Genomic DNA, 18,087 nt, shown 5'->3' with positions numbered 1-18,087 from the left:
GCGATGAAATTAACTCAGTTAGCCACCGGTCTGCTGCTAGCCGGTTTGATGACAGGCTCCGCGCTGGCGGCAGATAAAATCGTTATTGCCCACCGCGGCGCAAGCGGCTATCTGCCGGAGCATACGCTCCCGGCAAAAGCGATGGCCTATGCGCAGGGCGCGGATTACCTGGAGCAGGATCTGGTGATGACGAAGGACGACCAGCTGGTCGTCCTGCATGACCACTATCTTGACCGCGTGACGGACGTGGCGGAGCGTTTCCCGGACCGCGCCCGCAAAGATGGCCGTTTCTACGCCATCGACTTCACGCTGGCGGAAATTCGCTCGCTGAAGTTTACCGAAGGCTTTGAGATCGAAAACGGCAAGAAGGTGCAGGTCTATCCGGGACGCTTCCCGATGGGCAAATCTGACTTCCGGATCCATACCTTCCAGGAAGAGATTGAGTTTGTTCAGGGGCTGAACCACTCAACCGGTAAAAATATCGGTATCTACCCGGAAATCAAAGCGCCGTGGTTCCACCACCAGGAAGGGAAAGACATTGCGGCCAAAACGCTGGACGTACTCAAGCAGTACGGATACACCAGCAAGAAGGACAAGGTGTATCTGCAGTGTTTTGACGCCGCTGAGTTGAAGCGCATCAAAACCGAGCTGGAGCCGAAGAGGGGGATGGATCTCAATCTGGTGCAGCTGATTGCCTATACCGACTGGAACGAAACCCAGGAGAAGCAGCCGGACGGGAAGTGGGTGAACTACAACTACGACTGGATGTTTAAGCCGGGTGCGATGAAGCAGATAGCGCAGTACGCCGATGGCATCGGGCCGGATTATCACATGCTGGTGGCGGAAGGCTCAACGCCTGGGCACGTGAAGTTGACGGCGATGGTGAAAGAGGCGCATGCCAGCAAGATGCAGGTCCATCCGTACACGGTGCGTGCAGACCAGTTGCCGCCGTATGCCACGGACGTGAATCAGCTTTACGACGTGCTGTATAACCAGGCGGGCGTGGACGGACTGTTTACGGATTTCCCGGATAAAGCAGTGACGTTCTTAAAATAGAAAAAGGGCCGTAAGGCCCTTTTTTACATCTCGATCTCGATATCGCCTTTTGCCCGGCAGCAGCAGGGCAAAATTTCCCCTTCACTGATAAAGGCCAGCGGCTCGGTCAGCCAGTCCACCTGACCTGTCACCAGACGGCAGCGACAGGAGCCGCAATAGCCTTCACGACACTGATACTCAACCGCCACCTGGTTCGCCTCAAGCGCCACCAGCAGAGAAGGGTGCTCTTCCTGACACAGCACTTCGGTGCCAGAAAGACGTAGCGTTACGCGTGTCATCAGAGCTGGAAGTTGCTCAGGTCGTCAGTATCAACTTCGGAGTCAATCTGACCGACCAGGTAAGAACTCACTTCCACTTCCTGCGGCGCAACCTGCACGTTATCCGATACCAGCCAGGTGTTGATCCACGGGATGGGGTTGGAGCGCGTCTGGAACGGCAGGTCGAGGCCGACAGCCTGCATACGGATGTTGGTGATGTACTCAACGTACTGGCACAGAATGTCTTTGTTCAGGCCAATCATGGAGCCGTCGCGGAACAGGTAGTCTGCCCACTCTTTCTCCTGCTGGGCCGCCAGCACGAACAGGTCATAGCACTCCTGTTTGCACTCTTCGGCGATTTCCGCCATTTCCGGGTCGTCCACGCCGCTGCGCAGCAAGTTCAGCATGTGCTGGGTGCCGGTCAGGTGCAGGGCTTCGTCACGGGCGATAAGACGGATGATCTTGGCGTTACCTTCCATCAGCTTGCGTTCAGCAAAGGCGAAAGAGCAGGCAAAGCTCACGTAGAAGCGAATGGCTTCCAGCGCGTTGACGCTCATCAGGCACAGATACAGCTGTTTTTTCAGCGCACGCAGGTTCACGGTAACAGTTTTGCCGTTCACGTTATGGGTGCCTTCGCCCAGCAGATGCCAGTAGCTGGTCATCTCGATCAGTTCGTCGTAGTAGTGGGCAATGCCTTCTGCGCGTTTCTGGATCTGCTCGTTAGTGACGATATCGTCAAACACCACCGCCGGATCGTTAACGATATTGCGAATGATATGGGTGTAAGAACGGGAGTGGATCGTCTCAGAGAACGCCCAGGTTTCCACCCAGGTTTCCAGTTCCGGAATGGAGATCAGCGGCAGCAGCGCCACGTTCGGGCTGCGGCCCTGAATGGAGTCCAGCAGCGTCTGGTACTTCAGGTTGCTGATGAAGATATGTTTTTCGTGATCCGGCAGCGACTGGTAATCAATACGGTCGCGGGAGACGTCAACCTCTTCCGGGCGCCAGAAGAAGGAGAGTTGCTTTTCAATCAGCTTTTCGAAGATGTCATATTTTTGCTGATCGTAGCGTGCCACGTTGACTGGCTGGCCGAAGAACATCGGCTCTTTGAGCTGGTCGTTTTTCGTCTGTGAAAAGGTGGTGTATGCCATGAATTGGAGTCCTGTCTTACGAAATAAAGGCGGGGAAATCCCCGCCCTTTATTAGATCTTACATGCGCCGCTTTCGCAGCCATCGTCCTGAATTGACGGTACAAGGTCGTCCTGCGCGTCTTCTGCACCATCACGGGTGTTGTGATAGTACAGGGTTTTCACGCCAAATTTATAGGCAGTGAGCAGGTCTTTCAGCAGTTGCTGCATCGGAACCTTGCCAGACGGGAAGCGCGTTGGGTCGTAGTTGGTGTTTGCAGAGATCGACTGGTCGATAAACTTCTGCATGATCCCAACCAGCTGCAGGTAGCCGTCGTTGTTCGGCATTTCCCACAGCAGCTCGTAGTTGTTACCCAGCGTCTCGTAATCCGGCACCACCTGGCGCAGAACACCGTCTTTCGACGCTTTAATGCTGACGTGGCCGCGAGGTGGCTCGATACCGTTGGTGGCGTTAGAGATCTGCGAAGAGGTCTCAGACGGCATCAGGGCAGAGAGCGTAGAGTTACGCAGGCCATAAGTCTTAATGGATTCGCGAAGGCCTTCCCAATCCAGATGCAGCGGCTCGCTGACAATCGCGTCCAGATCTTTTTTGTAGGTATCGATCGGCATAATGCCTTTCGCGTAAGTGGTTTCGTTAAACCACGGGCACGCACCTTGCTCTTTCGCCAGCTCGTTGGACGCTTTCATCAGGTAATACTGAATAGCTTCAAACGTCTGGTGGGTCAGGTTATTGGCGCTGCCGTCAGAGTAACGCTTGCCGTTTTTCGCCAGCCAGTAGGCAAAGTTGATCACGCCAATGCCCAGGGTACGACGACCCATTGCACCACGTTTAGCGGCCGGGATTGGGTAATCCTGGTAGTCCAGCAGGGCATCCAGCGCACGAACCGCCAGCACGGCCAGCTCTTCCAGCTCGTCGAGGCTCTTAATCGCACCCAGGTTGAACGCAGACAGCGTACACAGCGCAATTTCACCGTTTTCGTCGTTAACATCGTCCAGCGGCTTGGTCGGCAGGGCGATTTCCAGGCACAGGTTAGACTGGCGCACTGGCGCAACAGCCGGATCGAACGGGCTGTGGGTGTTGCAGTGGTCAACGTTCTGGATGTAGATACGGCCGGTAGAGGCACGTTCCTGCATCATCAGAGAGAACAGGTCTACCGCTTTCACACGCTGTTTACGGATGCTGTCGTCTTTTTCGTATTTGGTGTACAGGCGTTCGAACTCATCCTGATCAGCGAAGAACGCGTCGTACAGGCCAGGGACGTCGGACGGGCTGAACAGGGTGATGTCTTCACCTTTCAGCAGACGGGTGTACATCAATTTGTTGATCTGTACGCCGTAGTCCATGTGACGCACGCGGTTGCCTTCCACGCCACGGTTGTTTTTCAGTACCAGCAGGCTTTCCACTTCCAGGTGCCACATCGGGTAGAACAGGGTCGCAGCACCGCCGCGTACGCCGCCCTGAGAGCAGGATTTAACCGCCGTCTGGAAGTGCTTATAGAACGGGATACAGCCGGTGTGGAATGCTTCACCGCCGCGAATTGGGCTGCCCAGAGCACGGATGCGACCGGCGTTGATACCGATACCAGCACGCTGGGAAACGTATTTCACAATGGCGCTGGAGGTGGCGTTGATAGAATCCAGGCTGTCACCACACTCGATCAGCACGCAGGAGCTGAACTGGCGGGTAGGGGTGCGCACGCCAGACATGATTGGCGTAGGCAGAGAAATTTTAAACGTGGATACCGCATCATAGAAACGCTTCACGTATTCCAGACGGGTTTCACGTGGGTAGTTAGAGAACAGGCAAGCGGCCACCAGAATATAGAGGAACTGGGCGCTTTCGTAGATCTCACCGGTCACACGGTTTTGAACCAGGTATTTGCCTTCGAGCTGCTTCACCGCCGCGTAGGAGAAGTTCATGTCGCGCCAGTGATCGATAAACCCGTTCATCTGCTCGAACTCTTCTTCCGTATAGTCTTCCAGCAGATGCGTGTCGTATTTGCCCAGCTCAACCATTTTCACTACGTGATCGTAAAGCGCAGGCGGCTCAAACTGGCCGTAGGCTTTTTTGCGCAGGTGGAAAATGGCCAGGCGTGCAGCCAGGTACTGATAATCCGGTGCTTCACGGGAGATCAGATCCGCCGCCGCTTTAATGATGGTTTCATGGATATCAGACGTTTTGATGCCGTCGTAGAACTGGATGTGAGATTTCAGTTCAACCTGGGAGATAGATACGTTGTTCAGTCCTTCTGCTGCCCAGTCGAGAACTCGATGGATTTTGTCCAGATTGATACGCTCGGTGGTACCGTCGCGCTTTGTCACCAGCAGACTCTGATTCATGTGGGTTTTACCTGTCCGTGAAATAAAAAATATCCCCCGTTTATCCACAGATCCGTCTTGTGACTAACTCTGTGGATAAATACTACATATAGGGGGTTTGCGATAAGAAAAACGCTATATGGTGAGTATTCTAGTATCGATTCTTTTCAGCACAAGGGTTGATTTTGACGTTAAATTGAGGTTGTGAAAGGGTAAAAAAGCGTAAGTCCTCGTACCGTAAGGCCTGGAAGACATGTCAATAATTAAGAAAAAAAATTCAAAATTTGATCGAGTGCTGATTTCTTCAACGGGCGGTCAGAATTGCGCAACATGATGTCGCGCAATCTTTATAAGAATAACAGATGACGTTAGTCGTTTTTGGCGGTTGTATGCAACATATAGTTAACATCTACGCCCGGTGCGAGTTTGAATTTATCGGTCAATGGATTGAAATGCAGACCGGTGATGTGTTGCTCTTTAAGCCACGTCTGGTCAACCCAGCTCAGTAACTCAGCAGGCTTAATGAATTTCTTCACGTCGTGTGTCCCTTTCGGCACCATGCGCAGCACATACTCTGCGCCGACGACGGCCATCAGCCAGGCTTTACCATTACGGTTGATGGTCGAGAAGAAGACCTGGCCGCCCGGTTTCACCAGTTTTGCGCAGGCGTGCACTACGGACTGCGGATCGGGAACGTGCTCCAGCATCTCCATGCAGGTCACCACATCGTACTGATGCGCATATTTGGCCGCGTGCTCTTCCACGGTTTCCTGCACGTATTCTACCTTTATGCCGGACTCCAGGGCATGGAGACGGGCAACCTGCAGCGGCTCAAAGCCCATGTCCAGACCCGTGACAGTAGCCCCTTCGCGCGCCATGCTCTCTGCCAGGATACCGCCACCGCAACCGACATCGAGCACTTTCTTACCGAACAGACCGCCGGAACGCTCAGCGATATAGCCCAGACGCAGCGGGTTAATACGGTGCAGAGGTTTGAACTCACCCTCGAGATCCCACCAGCGGGACGCCACCGCTTCAAATTTGGCAATCTCTTCATGGTCAACGTTGTGAGACACCGGGGATTTTTCGGCATTCATGGGCGCTTTTACTCCTTATTTAGCAAGACGAATGAGTATATCAGGCAATCCCTGTGAATAAAGCGTATAGGTTTACCTCAATCACCTCGGCTGTGTTATAATTTGCGACCTTTGAATCCGGGATACAGTAGAGGGATAGCGGTTAGATGAGCGACCTTGCGAGAGAAATTACACCGGTTAACATCGAGGAAGAGCTGAAGAGCTCCTATCTGGACTATGCGATGTCGGTCATTGTTGGCCGTGCGCTGCCGGACGTCCGCGATGGCCTGAAGCCGGTACACCGTCGCGTACTATACGCCATGAACGTATTGGGCAATGACTGGAATAAAGCCTACAAAAAATCTGCCCGTGTCGTTGGTGACGTAATCGGTAAATACCATCCTCATGGTGATTCCGCGGTGTACGACACTATCGTCCGTATGGCGCAGCCATTCTCGCTGCGTTACATGCTGGTAGATGGTCAGGGTAACTTTGGTTCTATCGACGGCGACTCCGCCGCGGCAATGCGTTATACGGAAATCCGTCTGGCGAAGATTGCCCATGAGCTGATGGCCGACCTGGAAAAAGAGACGGTTGATTTCGTTGATAACTACGACGGCACGGAAAAAATTCCTGACGTTATGCCAACGAAAATCCCTAACCTGCTGGTGAACGGTTCGTCCGGTATCGCCGTCGGTATGGCAACCAACATTCCGCCACACAACATCACGGAAGTGATCAACGGTTGCCTGGCGTATATCGACGATGAAGACATCAGCATTGAAGGGCTGATGGAACACATCCCGGGCCCGGACTTCCCGACGGCGGCGATCATCAACGGTCGTCGTGGTATTGAAGAAGCGTACCGCACCGGTCGCGGCAAGATTTACATCCGTGCCCGCGCAGAAGTGGAAGCGGACGCCAAAACCGGCCGTGAAACGATCATTGTTCACGAGATCCCGTATCAGGTGAACAAAGCGCGTCTGATTGAAAAAATCGCCGAGCTGGTAAAAGAAAAACGTGTTGAAGGTATCAGCGCGCTGCGTGATGAGTCTGATAAAGACGGCATGCGCATCGTGATTGAAATCAAACGCGACGCCGTGGGTGAAGTTGTTCTGAACAACCTGTACTCCCAGACTCAGCTCCAGGTTTCCTTCGGTATCAACATGGTTGCACTGCACCATGGTCAGCCGAAGATCATGAACCTGAAAGAGATCCTGAGCGCGTTCGTGCGTCACCGCCGTGAAGTGGTGACTCGTCGTACCATCTTTGAACTGCGCAAAGCGCGCGACCGTGCGCACATCCTTGAAGCGCTGGCGGTTGCCCTGGCTAACATCGACCCGATCATCGAACTGATCCGTCGTGCGCCAACCCCGGCAGAAGCGAAAGCGGCACTGATTTCCCGTCCGTGGGATCTGGGTAACGTTGCAGCAATGCTGGAACGTGCGGGTGATGATGCTGCGCGTCCTGAGTGGCTGGAACCCGAGTTCGGCGTGCGTGACGGTCAATACTACCTGACTGAACAGCAGGCCCAGGCGATTCTGGATCTGCGTCTGCAGAAACTGACCGGCCTTGAGCATGAAAAACTGCTCGACGAATACAAAGAACTGCTGGAACAGATTGCTGAGCTGCTGCACATCCTGGGTAGCGCAGAACGTCTGATGGAAGTGATCCGTGAAGAGCTGGAGCTGGTCCGCGATCAGTTCGGCGATGAGCGTCGCACCGAAATCACCGCGAACACCGCGGACATCAACATCGAAGACCTGATCAACCAGGAAGACGTTGTTGTGACCCTGTCTCACCAGGGCTACGTGAAGTATCAGCCGTTAACCGACTACGAAGCACAGCGTCGTGGTGGTAAAGGCAAGTCTGCGGCACGTATTAAAGAAGAAGACTTTATTGACCGCCTGCTGGTGGCGAACACCCATGACACGATCCTCTGCTTCTCAAGCCGTGGTCGTCTGTACTGGATGAAGGTCTACCAGTTGCCGGAAGCGAGCCGTGGCGCGCGTGGTCGTCCAATCGTTAACCTGCTGCCGCTGGAAGCGAACGAACGTATTACCGCCATTCTGCCGGTACGCGAGTACGAAGAGGGCGTGAACGTCTTTATGGCGACCGCCAGCGGTACCGTGAAGAAAACCGCGCTCACCGAGTTCAGCCGTCCACGTTCTGCGGGTATCATCGCTGTGAACCTGAACGAAGGTGATGAGCTGATTGGCGTCGATCTGACCTCCGGTTCGGATGAAGTGATGCTGTTCTCTGCGGCCGGTAAAGTGGTGCGCTTTAAAGAGAACGCCGTCCGTGCAATGGGTCGTACCGCTACGGGCGTTCGTGGTATCAAGCTGGCTGGCGAAGACTCTGTGGTTTCCCTGATTATTCCGCGCGGTGAAGGGGCTATCCTGACCGTGACGCAGAATGGTTACGGTAAACGTACGGCGGAAGGGGAATACCCAACCAAGTCTCGCGGCACGCAGGGCGTTATCTCTATCAAAGTGACCGAGCGCAACGGTTCCGTTGTGGGCGCGGTTCAGGTAGATGATACCGACCAGATCATGATGATCACCGATGCCGGTACGCTGGTGCGTACGCGCGTTTCTGAGATCAGCGTGGTGGGTCGTAACACCCAGGGCGTGATCCTCATCCGTACTGCGGAAGATGAAAACGTTGTGGGTCTGCAGCGTGTTGCAGAGCCGGTGGACGACGAAGAGCTCGATTCCATCGACGGCAGCGTCGCTGAAGGTGATGATGATATCGCACCGGAAACCGACACCGACGACGATGCAGCGGATGACGCTGACGAGTAATATTGCATGATGCAAAAAAGGGCCGGATTCCGGCCCTTTTCTTTTGCAGAAGCAGATAACTCAACGTTGCGACAAGGCGCGTTTACCGCTACCTTAACCACATCTTTTGACCCCGACGGCGGAGCCTCGCCCCTTTGAAATACCTCGTCTCCTTTCGTACTACGCTGAAAGTTTCTCGCTATCTGTTTCGGGCGCTGGCGCTCTTGCTTTGGCTGCTGGTGGCATTGTTCTCGGTGTTTTACATCGTTAACGCGCTGCATCAGAAAGAAGCGGAGATCCGCCAGGAGTTTAATTTAAGCTCCGACCAGGCACAGCGCTACATTCAGCGAACGTCTGATGTAATGAAGGAGCTGAAGTACATTGCTGAAAATCGTCTGACGGCGGAAAATGGTATTCTTGCTCTTCGCGGTCGTAACGACAAAACCGAAGTCCCGGACTTCCAGCCGTTGTTCCCGGATTCCGATTGTTCCACCATGAGCAATACCTGGCGTGGGTCACTGGAATCTCTTGCCTGGTTTATGCGCTACTGGCGCGACAATTTTTCTGCTGCTTATGACCTCAATCGCGTGTTCCTGATTGGCAGTGAAAATCTCTGCGTGGCGGATTTTGGCCTGCGCGATCTTCCCGTCGAGCGTGATGATGCGTTGAAAAGCCTGCACGAACGCATCGTGAAATACCGCAATGCACCGCAGGATGAGCGCGGAAATAACATCTTCTGGATAAGCCAGGGCCCGCGCACGGGGGTGGGTTATTTCTACGCCCTGACGCCGGTGTATCTGGGCAATCGCCTGCAGGCGCTGCTGGGGATTGAACAGACCATTCGTATGGAAAACTTCTTCACCCCGGGCAGTCTGCCAATGGGGGTGACTATTCTTGATGAAAATGGACATCAGCTTATCTCCCTTGCCGGGCCGGACAACCGTTTAAACGTCGATCCGCACTGGATGCAGGAGCGATCGTGGTTTGGTTATACCTCGGGGTTCCGCGAACTGGTGCTGAAGAAGAGCCTGCCGCCTTCGTCGCTGAGTATCGTCTATTCGCTGCCGGTGGATATGGTGCTTGAGCGGATACGTATTCTTATCATGAATGCGATTCTGCTCAACCTGCTGGTGGGGGGCGCGCTGTTCACGCTGGCGCGCATGTATGAGCGGAAAATCTTTATTCCTGCCGAAAGCGACGCCCAGCGGCTGGAGGAACACGAGCAGTTTAACCGCAAGATTGTTGCCTCGGCGCCGGTGGGGATCTGTATTCTGCGTACCCAGGACGGGACCAATATCCTGAGTAATGAGCTGGCACATAATTACCTGAACATGCTGACGCATGAGGATCGGCAAAGGCTGACGCAAATTATCTGTGGTCAGCAGGTTAACTTTGTCGACGTGCTGACCAGCACGCACACTAACCTGCAAATCAGCTTTGTGCATTCCCGCTATCGCAATGAAAACGTGGCGATTTGCGTGCTGGTGGATGTTTCTGCACGCGTGAAGATGGAAGAGTCGTTGCAGGAGATGGCGCAGGCGGCAGAGCAGGCCAGCCAGTCGAAATCGATGTTCCTTGCGACCGTCAGCCACGAGTTGCGAACGCCGCTGTACGGGATTATCGGTAACCTCGACCTGTTGCAGACGAAGGAATTGCCGAAAGGGGTCGACAGGCTGGTGACGGCGATGAACAACTCCTCCAGCCTGCTGCTGAAAATCATCAGCGATATTCTCGACTTCTCCAAAATTGAGTCTGAGCAGCTGAAAATCGAACCGCGTGAGTTCTCTCCGCGTGAGGTGATGAACCACATCAGCGCCAACTATCTGCCGCTGGTGGTGCGTAAACAGCTGGGGCTTTACTGTTTTATTGAGCCGGACGTGCCGCTGACGCTGCACGGCGATCCCATGCGCCTGCAGCAGGTCATCTCTAACCTGCTCAGCAACGCCATTAAATTCACCGATGTAGGCTGTATTGTGTTGCACGTTTGCCGGGCCGGAGATTACCTGAGCATTCGCGTGCGCGACACGGGCGTCGGCATCCCGGCGAAAGAGGTGGTTCGTCTGTTCGACCCGTTCTTCCAGGTGGGGACCGGCGTGCAGCGTAACTTCCAGGGCACCGGACTGGGGCTGGCAATCTGTGAAAAGCTCGTGAGCATGATGGACGGCGATATCTCTGTTGATACTGAGCCCGGCATGGGTAGCCAGTTCACTATCCGCATTCCGCTCTATTCGGCTCAGTATCCGGCAAAAACGACGGTTGACGGCCTGAGCAATAAGCGCTGCTGGCTGGCGGTGCATAATGCCTCTTTGAATGACTATCTCACTGCGCTGCTCACTTACAGCGGCGTGAGGGTGTCCCGCTATGAAGGTCAAACACCGGATGTGGACGATGTGCTGATTACCGACGATATGCCGGAACAGCCGTGGCAGGGAAGAGGGACGGTACTCTTCTGCCGTCGTCACATCGGCATCCCGGTTGAGCGTGCGCCGGGAGAATGGGTACATAGCGTAGCAACGCCGCATGAGCTGATGAGCCTGCTGGCACGCATCTACAAAGTGCATCTGGAAGAGAGTGACGGCGCGGGTGGATTACCGTCACCGGAGTCTCTGGCGTCGGTGAATGACGATATGATGATTCTGGTGGTGGATGACCATCCGATTAACCGCCGCCTGCTGGCCGACCAGTTGGGTTCGCTTGGCTATCAGTGCAAAACGGCTAATGATGGCGTGGATGCGCTGAATGTACTGAGTAAAAATCATATTGATATCGTTCTCAGCGACGTAAATATGCCAAATATGGATGGCTATCGTCTGACGCAGCGCATCCGCCAGCTTGGCCTGACGTTACCGGTTGTGGGCGTGACGGCGAACGCGCTGGCGGAAGAGAAACAGCGCTGCCTGGAGTCAGGTATGGACAGCTGTTTATCAAAACCGGTGACGCTGGATGTGCTGAAGCAGACACTGTCTGTTTATGCGGATCGCGTGAGAAAAACGCGGATATAAAAAAAGGCCCGCAAGGGCCTTTTACGTTTCACCCCTCCCTGTGGGAGAGGGGCACACGTAGGGAATCAATCCTTATCCGTTGCGCTCAGCGTGACGGAGGAGAGATAGTTCAGCAGGGCAATATCGTTGTCCACACCCAGCTTCATCATCGCTGATTTCTTCTGGCTGCTGATGGTTTTAATACTGCGGTTCAGCTTCTTGGCAATTTCGGTCACCAGGAAACCTTCGGCGAACAGGCGCAGTACTTCGCTCTCTTTCGGCGACAGGCGTTTGTCACCGTAGCCACCTGCGCTGATTTTTTCCAGCAGGCGAGAGACGCTCTCAGGCGTGAATTTCTTGCCTTTCTGCAGCGCCGCGAGCGCTTTTGGCAGATCGGTTGGTGCGCCTTGTTTCAGCACAATGCCTTCGATATCCAGATCCAACACCGCGCTCAGAATCGCCGGGTTGTTGTTCATGGTCAGAACGATAATCGAGATATCGGGGAAGTGACGTTTAATATATTTGATGAGCGTGATCCCATCACCGTACTTGTCCCCAGGCATGGAGAGATCGGTAATGAGCACGTGTGCATCAAGCTTTGGGAGGTTATTGATCAGTGCTGTAGAGTCTTCAAATTCACCGACTACATTCACCCACTCGATCTGTTCAAGTGATTTGCGAATACCGAACAGTACAATCGGATGGTCATCGGCAATAATTACGTTCATATTGTTCATGTATAAGGCTACCTTGCTACAGCAAGCTTTTGACGTAGGCGTCAATGTCGCTGATGTATTTTTCAATGCCAGAGGCATCTTTCTCACGAATTAGATGTTCCAGCGTTTCACATAACTGCTTGCCGGGAACCAGATTAAGCATGGCAAACACCCCTTTAAGCCGGTGTGCTGTCTGTGCCAGCGCTGCAAAATCATTCGCAGCGGACTCAGTATACAACCGCTTAACATCATCTGGTACTGTATCAACAAAGAGCGAATAATATCCGCTGGCGTGAAGCTCGGCATTTTCATTGCTGCCTTGCGGGGATTCCGCTATCTCTTCCTGCGCCAGCTGTTCTTCTATTAGTTGTAGTACAGCTTCCTGCATCGCATTGCTTATATTAAAGTTGACGCGCAGCTGGCCAGGGCCGATTTTCCGCACGCCTGACTCATCATCGCTTAAAAGCAAGCCGGAGGCAGTAAGATTAGACGGATTATCAGTTAAAAACAGATCAAATTCTTGACTTGCCAGCCTTTCATCCGGCGTGATGCAGGCCGCGCCCCAGTTTTCTAACTGACGAACCACAATATTGCGGATCTCATTTGAGGTCACATCGACCATCACCACAACATCATCCAGCAGACGTTCTTCATCTTCTTCTTGTGGATTGGCGGCCATTTTAACGTGCAGAGAATACCGGGTGCCGAGGGATTCACGGGCCTTGATATTCAGGTGACCACCAAGCTTACGCGCCAGTTGATCGCATAACCAGAAGGTCAGCGCATTGGCTTTGCCGTAATGATCGCTCTGCGTGTCATTAAGGAACGGGAAGTGCAGATTATCAATTTCGCTCGTTGTGACGCCTTCCCCGGTGTCCAGGATGCGGAACGTCAGACGATCTTCAGCAGACTCGTCTGTGCTCACCTCCAGGGTGATCTTGCCAATCTGCGTGGTGGTCACCGCATACTGAATAAGCATCAGCAGAATGCGGCGCAGTGCTTCGCGATCGCCATGACGTTCATCATTCGCGGATAAATGGTTATTGATTAGCAGTTGCAGTCCTTTGCGCTTAATCACGGGCAGGACTTCCGGAACCACTTCATCGATCAGATTCTGAATGGAGAAGAGGGTAGGTGTTCCTTTCCAGAAATCATTCTCCAGCATATTCGCCAGTTGGATCTCATCAACCATACGAACCAGTGAGTCGGCCTGGCTGGCAAGCTGGTGGCTTTCTGACGTATTTAACGCTGCCGCCTGGGTTGCCAGCGTTTTTAATGGCTGTTTGAAGGCATCACCAATATTCTGCATGAATGCCGCGCGCCCCTGCTGGTTTTTCTCATACAGTCTTTGCGCCTGCTTCAGCTTTTTATTCACCAGCACTTCTCTATCCTGATCGCGGATAATGAAAATTTGCGTGCGTGGGGCGATTTGACTGCGGAACTGACGGATCTCGTACAGTTCATTGTTGATGGTGGCCTGAATCACCCCCTGGTGCTGATCCGCCATGGTGGTGATGTTTTGCAGGTTAAGATGCGGCAGCAGATGGTCGGCAATTTTGTTGCTCATCACCGTACGATTCGCTTCCTGGTCGTGAACTAAGACCCCAAGCGGCAGCACGGAAACAATCTCTTCATTCAATGCACGTAACACGCGCAACTCATTAGTGGTGCCCGCCGGAACCGCAGAGGCGTCGCTTTGACGACCCGGCTGGAAACGAAACGTACTGTAGCCAAACAGAGCCAGCGCCAGCAGACCGATATTCAGCAGCAGAGGCAGCAGGATATTTTGCAGGGTGTCGAGCAACAGCGTGCCAAACGGCACCTGCCACACCAGACGCATACCGGTTGAGTTCAGCGAAGAGGCAATTTCAATTTTCGAGCCATTAAAAGAGATCGATACGCTCTCTGCGGCCTCTTTGTCAGACGCCGCACGCATATTCTGTGTGCTGCTGTCTGGCTCAAGGCGGAAGCTGTCGAGCGGCATATCCGGCGGGATTAAATCATTAATTGGCAAATCGAAGGCCACCACCGTCGCCAGATGCCCTGGCTGGTTGAACGTGGTGCGCAGGGTAAAATAGTGACCATTTTGCCAGGCCAGGCGACGCAGGGAAGAGAAGCTCTCACGTTCATCGAGAGCATTTGCCTGCTGCAACATCTCTGCCCGACGGGAATCGACGATGCTGCCCACGGTTGTCTCTTTAAACCCGGAAGAGAGATCTTTCAACGGCAGCGTCGAGATCAGGATCATGCTGTTGTCCTGACCATTCAGATAGTACATCGACCACGGCACGGTTTCGGCTCCCCAAAGGGTATCCAGATAGGTCGAAATGCGCTGCGTCATCTCCAGCGTCGCACTGTCGTGAGAGCCAAAGATAAGTGCCTCCGTTTTGCGCTGCGGTTTTTCGAGATAATAGACGTCCTGCTTAAGACGTGTCTCCTGCAGCCCATCCCCGGATGAGGTTGCGGGCGCAGCCGCAATATTGTCGTAAATCTGCCAGGTGGCGTAGCGCCAGGTATCAATGCGTTTGTGTACGGCATGGGTGATATCAACAACCTGATAGCTTTTGTCCTTTAGCCAGGCGTTCACCGCGCTCTGCACCATAACCCCCATGGTGACTAACAGCACAACGATCAAAAGAAGAAAGAAACGGGTGATGCTCCCGGGGAGGAGGGAGAATTTGCTCGGGGCGGTAGTTTCAGTCTGACTCATTGATATCTCTAACCTGTGATGGTCGTGCTCTGTCGCGATAGGGCAGTATAAAGGGTAATAACTGAATTTCCAGCGCCACTGGTCTGGAAGCGACGACTTTTTCCACAGGTAATATCAGAGATGGAAAGTGTCCTAAACATGTACACACTCACCGGGAATGTACAAATATAAAACAGTGCTATATGGCAAAAAGCACGAATTAACAAGAAATTGAGTTTTTCATCATTTTTTCTACGTCGGGGGATACGCGGCGAGAATTTAGTTAATAGTCGTTACAATTTCAGGGTGGTAGCACAGGAAAAGAAAATTTACGTAAAGAAAGGTAAAAAAAAACCGAATGCGAAGCATCCGGTTGAATTAGGGATAAACAGACATTCAAAACTGAATGACGGTAATAAATAAAGTTAATGATGATAGCAGGGGTTATTTTAGAGATTAGGCGCGATCTTGTTTTGTCATTCAGTGCTGTAACGAATTTTATTGTAAATCGTTGATATTTATGTGGTGATTTTTCTGTTTGATTATGCGTGCTAAATTTATAAGCTATTTGTGCTTTGTAAAAGTTCCTTGATATTTACAAATTGAAACATGTTGATGCATAAATGAAACATCTTCAAAGTTTTAGTATCATATTCGCATTGGATTATTCTGTAATTTTGCGGAGAATGAAATTGCCGACTGGTTAATGAGGGTTAACCAGTAAGCAGTGGTAATTATAAGGCATATAACAGAGGGTTAATAAAATGAAAGTTAAAGTACTGTCCCTCCTGGTACCAGCACTGCTGGTAGCAGGCGCAGCAAATGCGGCCGAAATTTATAACAAAGATGGCAACAAATTAGATCTGTACGGTAAAGTCGATGGTCTGCACTATTTCTCTGACGACAAGGGTAACGACGGCGACAAGACCTATATGCGTCTTGGCTTCAAAGGCGAAACTCAGGTTAACGATCAGCTGACCGGTTACGGCCAGTGGGAATACCAGATCCAGGGCAACACCACTGAAGGTGACAACCAGTCCTGGACGCGTGTGGCGTTCGCGGGTCTGAAATTCGCTGAGGCGGGTTCTTTCGATTACGGTCGTAACTACGGCGTAATCTACGACGTAACCTCCTGGACTGACGTTCTGCCAGAATTTGGCGGCGATACCTACGGCGCAGACAACTTCCTGCAATCCCGTGCTAACGGCGTTGCAACCTACCGTAACCAGGACTTCTTTGGTCTGGTTGACGGCCTGAACTTTGCTCTGCAATATCAGGGCAAAAACGGCAGCGTAAGCGGTGAAAACACTAACGGTCGCAGCCTGCTGAACCAGAACGGCGACGGCTACGGTGCATCCGTGACCTATAACCTGGGCGAAGGCTTCAGCGTGGGCGGCGCAATGTCCTCCTCCAAACGTACCGCCGACCAGAATGCAGCTGGCGTATACGGTAAGGGCGATCACGCAGAAGTCTATTCTGGTGGCCTGAAATACGATGCCAACAACATCTATCTGGCAGCGCAGTACTCTCAGACCTACAACGCAACCCGTTTCGGTACCTCTAACGGCAGCAACCCAACTACCGCTTACGGCTTTGCCAACAAAGCGCAGAACTTCGAAGTTGTTGCTCAGTACCAGTTCGACTTCGGCCTGCGTCCTTCCGTGGCTTACCTCCAGTCTAAAGGTAAGGACATCGAAGGTTACGGCGATCAGGATATCCTGAAATATGTTGATGTGGGTGCGACTTACTACTTCAACAAAAACATGTCTACCTATGTGGACTACAAAATCAACCTGCTGGATGACAACAACTTCACCAAACAGGCTGGTATCGGTACTGATGATATCGTAGCGCTGGGTCTGGTTTACCAGTTCTAATCGCTTCGCAATTTGACAAAGGGGCCTGATGGCCCCTTTTTAGTCTGTTTTTTTAGGATCTCACAACTCACCCGTTTTGGTGTACTCTTGCCGCCCTGGCATGAGGATAATAATGAATGGACATGACTTTTTTACGCGCCAGCTTTCTGGCTACTTTTTTTTTCCTGACCGCTTGTGACTCTTCCACGCCGCCGGTGGCGAAAGCCGATGCACCTGCGGCGACGGTGCTTGAAGGTAAAACGATGGGCACCTTCTGGCGCGTCAGCGTGATGAACCTTGATAAAACGCGCGCAGACGAACTCCGTGGCAAAATACAGTCTCAACTGGATGCCGACGATCAGCTACTTTCAACGTATAAAAATGACTCGGCGCTGATGCGCTTTAATCTCTCAAGCAGTACTTCCCTGTGGCCGGTTAGTGAAGCGATGGCCGATATCGTGACGGAGTCACTCCGCGTGGGCTACAAAACCAACGGCGCGATGGACGTCACCGTTGGACCGCTGGTAAATCTCTGGGGGTTTGGCCCCAACAAGCAGCCGGTCACCACACCCGATCAGGCAGCCATTGATGATGCCCGTGCCAGAACCGGTCTACAGCATCTGACGGTGATCAATCAGTACGGTCAACAGTACCTGCAAAAAGATATCCCCGATCTGTTTGTCGACCTGTCAACGGTTGGGGAAGGCTATGCGGCAGATCACCTGGCAGCGCTGATGGCCCAGGAAGGGATTTCGCGTTATCTGGTGTCTGTGGGGGGCGCCTTAGTGAGCCGCGGCATGAACGCCAGTGATAAGCCCTGGCGGGTGGCCATCCAAAAGCCGACCGATCGGCAAAACGCCGTGCAGGCGATGGTGGATATCAACGGGCATGGCATCAGCACATCCGGAAGCTACCGTAACTATTACGAACTTGACGGTAAACGCATTTCGCATGTCATTGACCCACAGACCGGGCGCCCAATCACGCATAATCTGGTTTCAGTGACGGTCATTGCCCCCACTGCGCTGGAAGCCGATGCCTGGGATACCGGGTTAATGGTACTCGGACCGGAGAAAGCCAAAGAGGTGGTTCGTCAGGAAGGGCTGGCGGTTTATATGATCATCAAAGAGGCTGACGGATTTAAAACCTGGCATTCGCCGCAGTTCAACAGCTTCCTGGTGAGCGAAAAAAATTAAAAAGCAAGGT

11 protein-coding genes are annotated in these 18,087 nt (G+C 52.9%); 5 read left to right on the top strand and 6 right to left on the bottom strand.

Annotated features, from left to right (window positions below):
- Positions 1-3 precede the first annotated feature (3 nt).
- Positions 4-1,056, top strand: coding sequence for a glycerophosphodiester phosphodiesterase (gene glpQ / locus ACLHV8_RS15040; RefSeq protein WP_208594210.1), 1,053 nt, complete (start codon positions 4-6; stop codon positions 1,054-1,056).
- A 23-nt stretch (positions 1,057-1,079) separates the two neighbouring features.
- On the opposite strand, the gene yfaE is transcribed toward glpQ, so the two are convergent.
- The 4 genes from yfaE to ubiG all read right to left on the bottom strand — a co-directional run bounded on the left by yfaE (position 1,080) and on the right by ubiG (position 5,877).
- Positions 1,080-1,334: a class I ribonucleotide reductase maintenance protein YfaE gene (yfaE, locus tag ACLHV8_RS15035; RefSeq protein WP_028016267.1), complete on the bottom strand. Its 255-nt coding sequence runs from the start codon at positions 1,332-1,334 to the stop codon at positions 1,080-1,082.
- The gene (gene nrdB / locus ACLHV8_RS15030) at positions 1,334-2,464 is read right to left on the bottom strand and encodes a class Ia ribonucleoside-diphosphate reductase subunit beta (protein ID WP_028016268.1); all 1,131 of its coding nucleotides are present in this window, start codon (positions 2,462-2,464) and stop codon (positions 1,334-1,336) included. The genes yfaE and nrdB overlap by 1 nt, the downstream gene beginning before the upstream one ends.
- A 51-nt stretch (positions 2,465-2,515) precedes the next feature.
- Positions 2,516-4,801, bottom strand: coding sequence for a class 1a ribonucleoside-diphosphate reductase subunit alpha (gene nrdA, locus ACLHV8_RS15025; RefSeq protein WP_028016269.1), 2,286 nt, complete (start codon positions 4,799-4,801; stop codon positions 2,516-2,518).
- Positions 4,802-5,148: 347 nt separating this feature from the next.
- Positions 5,149-5,877 carry a bifunctional 2-polyprenyl-6-hydroxyphenol methylase/3-demethylubiquinol 3-O-methyltransferase UbiG gene (gene ubiG, locus ACLHV8_RS15020; RefSeq protein ID WP_208594211.1) on the bottom strand — a complete coding sequence of 243 codons (729 nt, stop codon included), beginning with the start codon at positions 5,875-5,877 and terminating at the stop codon, positions 5,149-5,151.
- 146 nt (positions 5,878-6,023) lie between these two features.
- Between ubiG and gyrA the strand changes: the two genes are divergently transcribed.
- Together gyrA and rcsC are read left to right on the top strand one after the other, a co-directional pair.
- Positions 6,024-8,660, top strand: coding sequence for a DNA topoisomerase (ATP-hydrolyzing) subunit A (gene gyrA / locus ACLHV8_RS15015; protein WP_028016271.1), 2,637 nt, complete (start codon positions 6,024-6,026; stop codon positions 8,658-8,660).
- A 134-nt stretch (positions 8,661-8,794) separates the two neighbouring features.
- Positions 8,795-11,641: a two-component system sensor histidine kinase RcsC gene (rcsC, locus tag ACLHV8_RS15010; RefSeq protein WP_208594212.1), complete on the top strand. Its 2,847-nt coding sequence runs from the start codon at positions 8,795-8,797 to the stop codon at positions 11,639-11,641.
- Positions 11,642-11,706: 65 nt separating this feature from the next.
- On the opposite strand, the gene rcsB is transcribed toward rcsC, so the two are convergent.
- Together rcsB and rcsD are read right to left on the bottom strand one after the other, a co-directional pair.
- Positions 11,707-12,357, bottom strand: a complete 651-nt coding sequence (rcsB, locus tag ACLHV8_RS15005) for a response regulator transcription factor RcsB (RefSeq protein ID WP_003859405.1) — start codon at positions 12,355-12,357, stop codon at positions 11,707-11,709.
- A gap of 16 nt (positions 12,358-12,373) precedes the next feature.
- A complete protein-coding gene (gene rcsD / locus ACLHV8_RS15000; protein WP_028016273.1) occupies positions 12,374-15,046 on the bottom strand; it encodes a phosphotransferase RcsD in 2,673 nt (890 codons plus the stop codon).
- 743 nt (positions 15,047-15,789) lie between these two features.
- Between rcsD and ACLHV8_RS14995 the strand changes: the two genes are divergently transcribed.
- Positions 15,790-16,902 carry a porin OmpC gene (locus ACLHV8_RS14995; RefSeq protein ID WP_208594213.1) on the top strand — a complete coding sequence of 371 codons (1,113 nt, stop codon included), beginning with the start codon at positions 15,790-15,792 and terminating at the stop codon, positions 16,900-16,902.
- Between the two features lie 116 nt (positions 16,903-17,018).
- Positions 17,019-18,077: an FAD:protein FMN transferase ApbE gene (apbE, locus tag ACLHV8_RS14990; RefSeq protein ID WP_208594214.1), complete on the top strand. Its 1,059-nt coding sequence runs from the start codon at positions 17,019-17,021 to the stop codon at positions 18,075-18,077.
- The last annotated feature ends 10 nt before the right edge of the window (positions 18,078-18,087 follow it).

Source organism: Enterobacter sp. CPE_E863 (genome assembly GCF_046521465.1).
GTDB classification, from domain to species: Bacteria; Pseudomonadota; Gammaproteobacteria; order Enterobacterales; family Enterobacteriaceae; genus Enterobacter; species Enterobacter adelaidei.
Note: the sequence above shows the minus strand (reverse complement) of the source record. Positions and strands in the feature narration are given on the sequence as shown.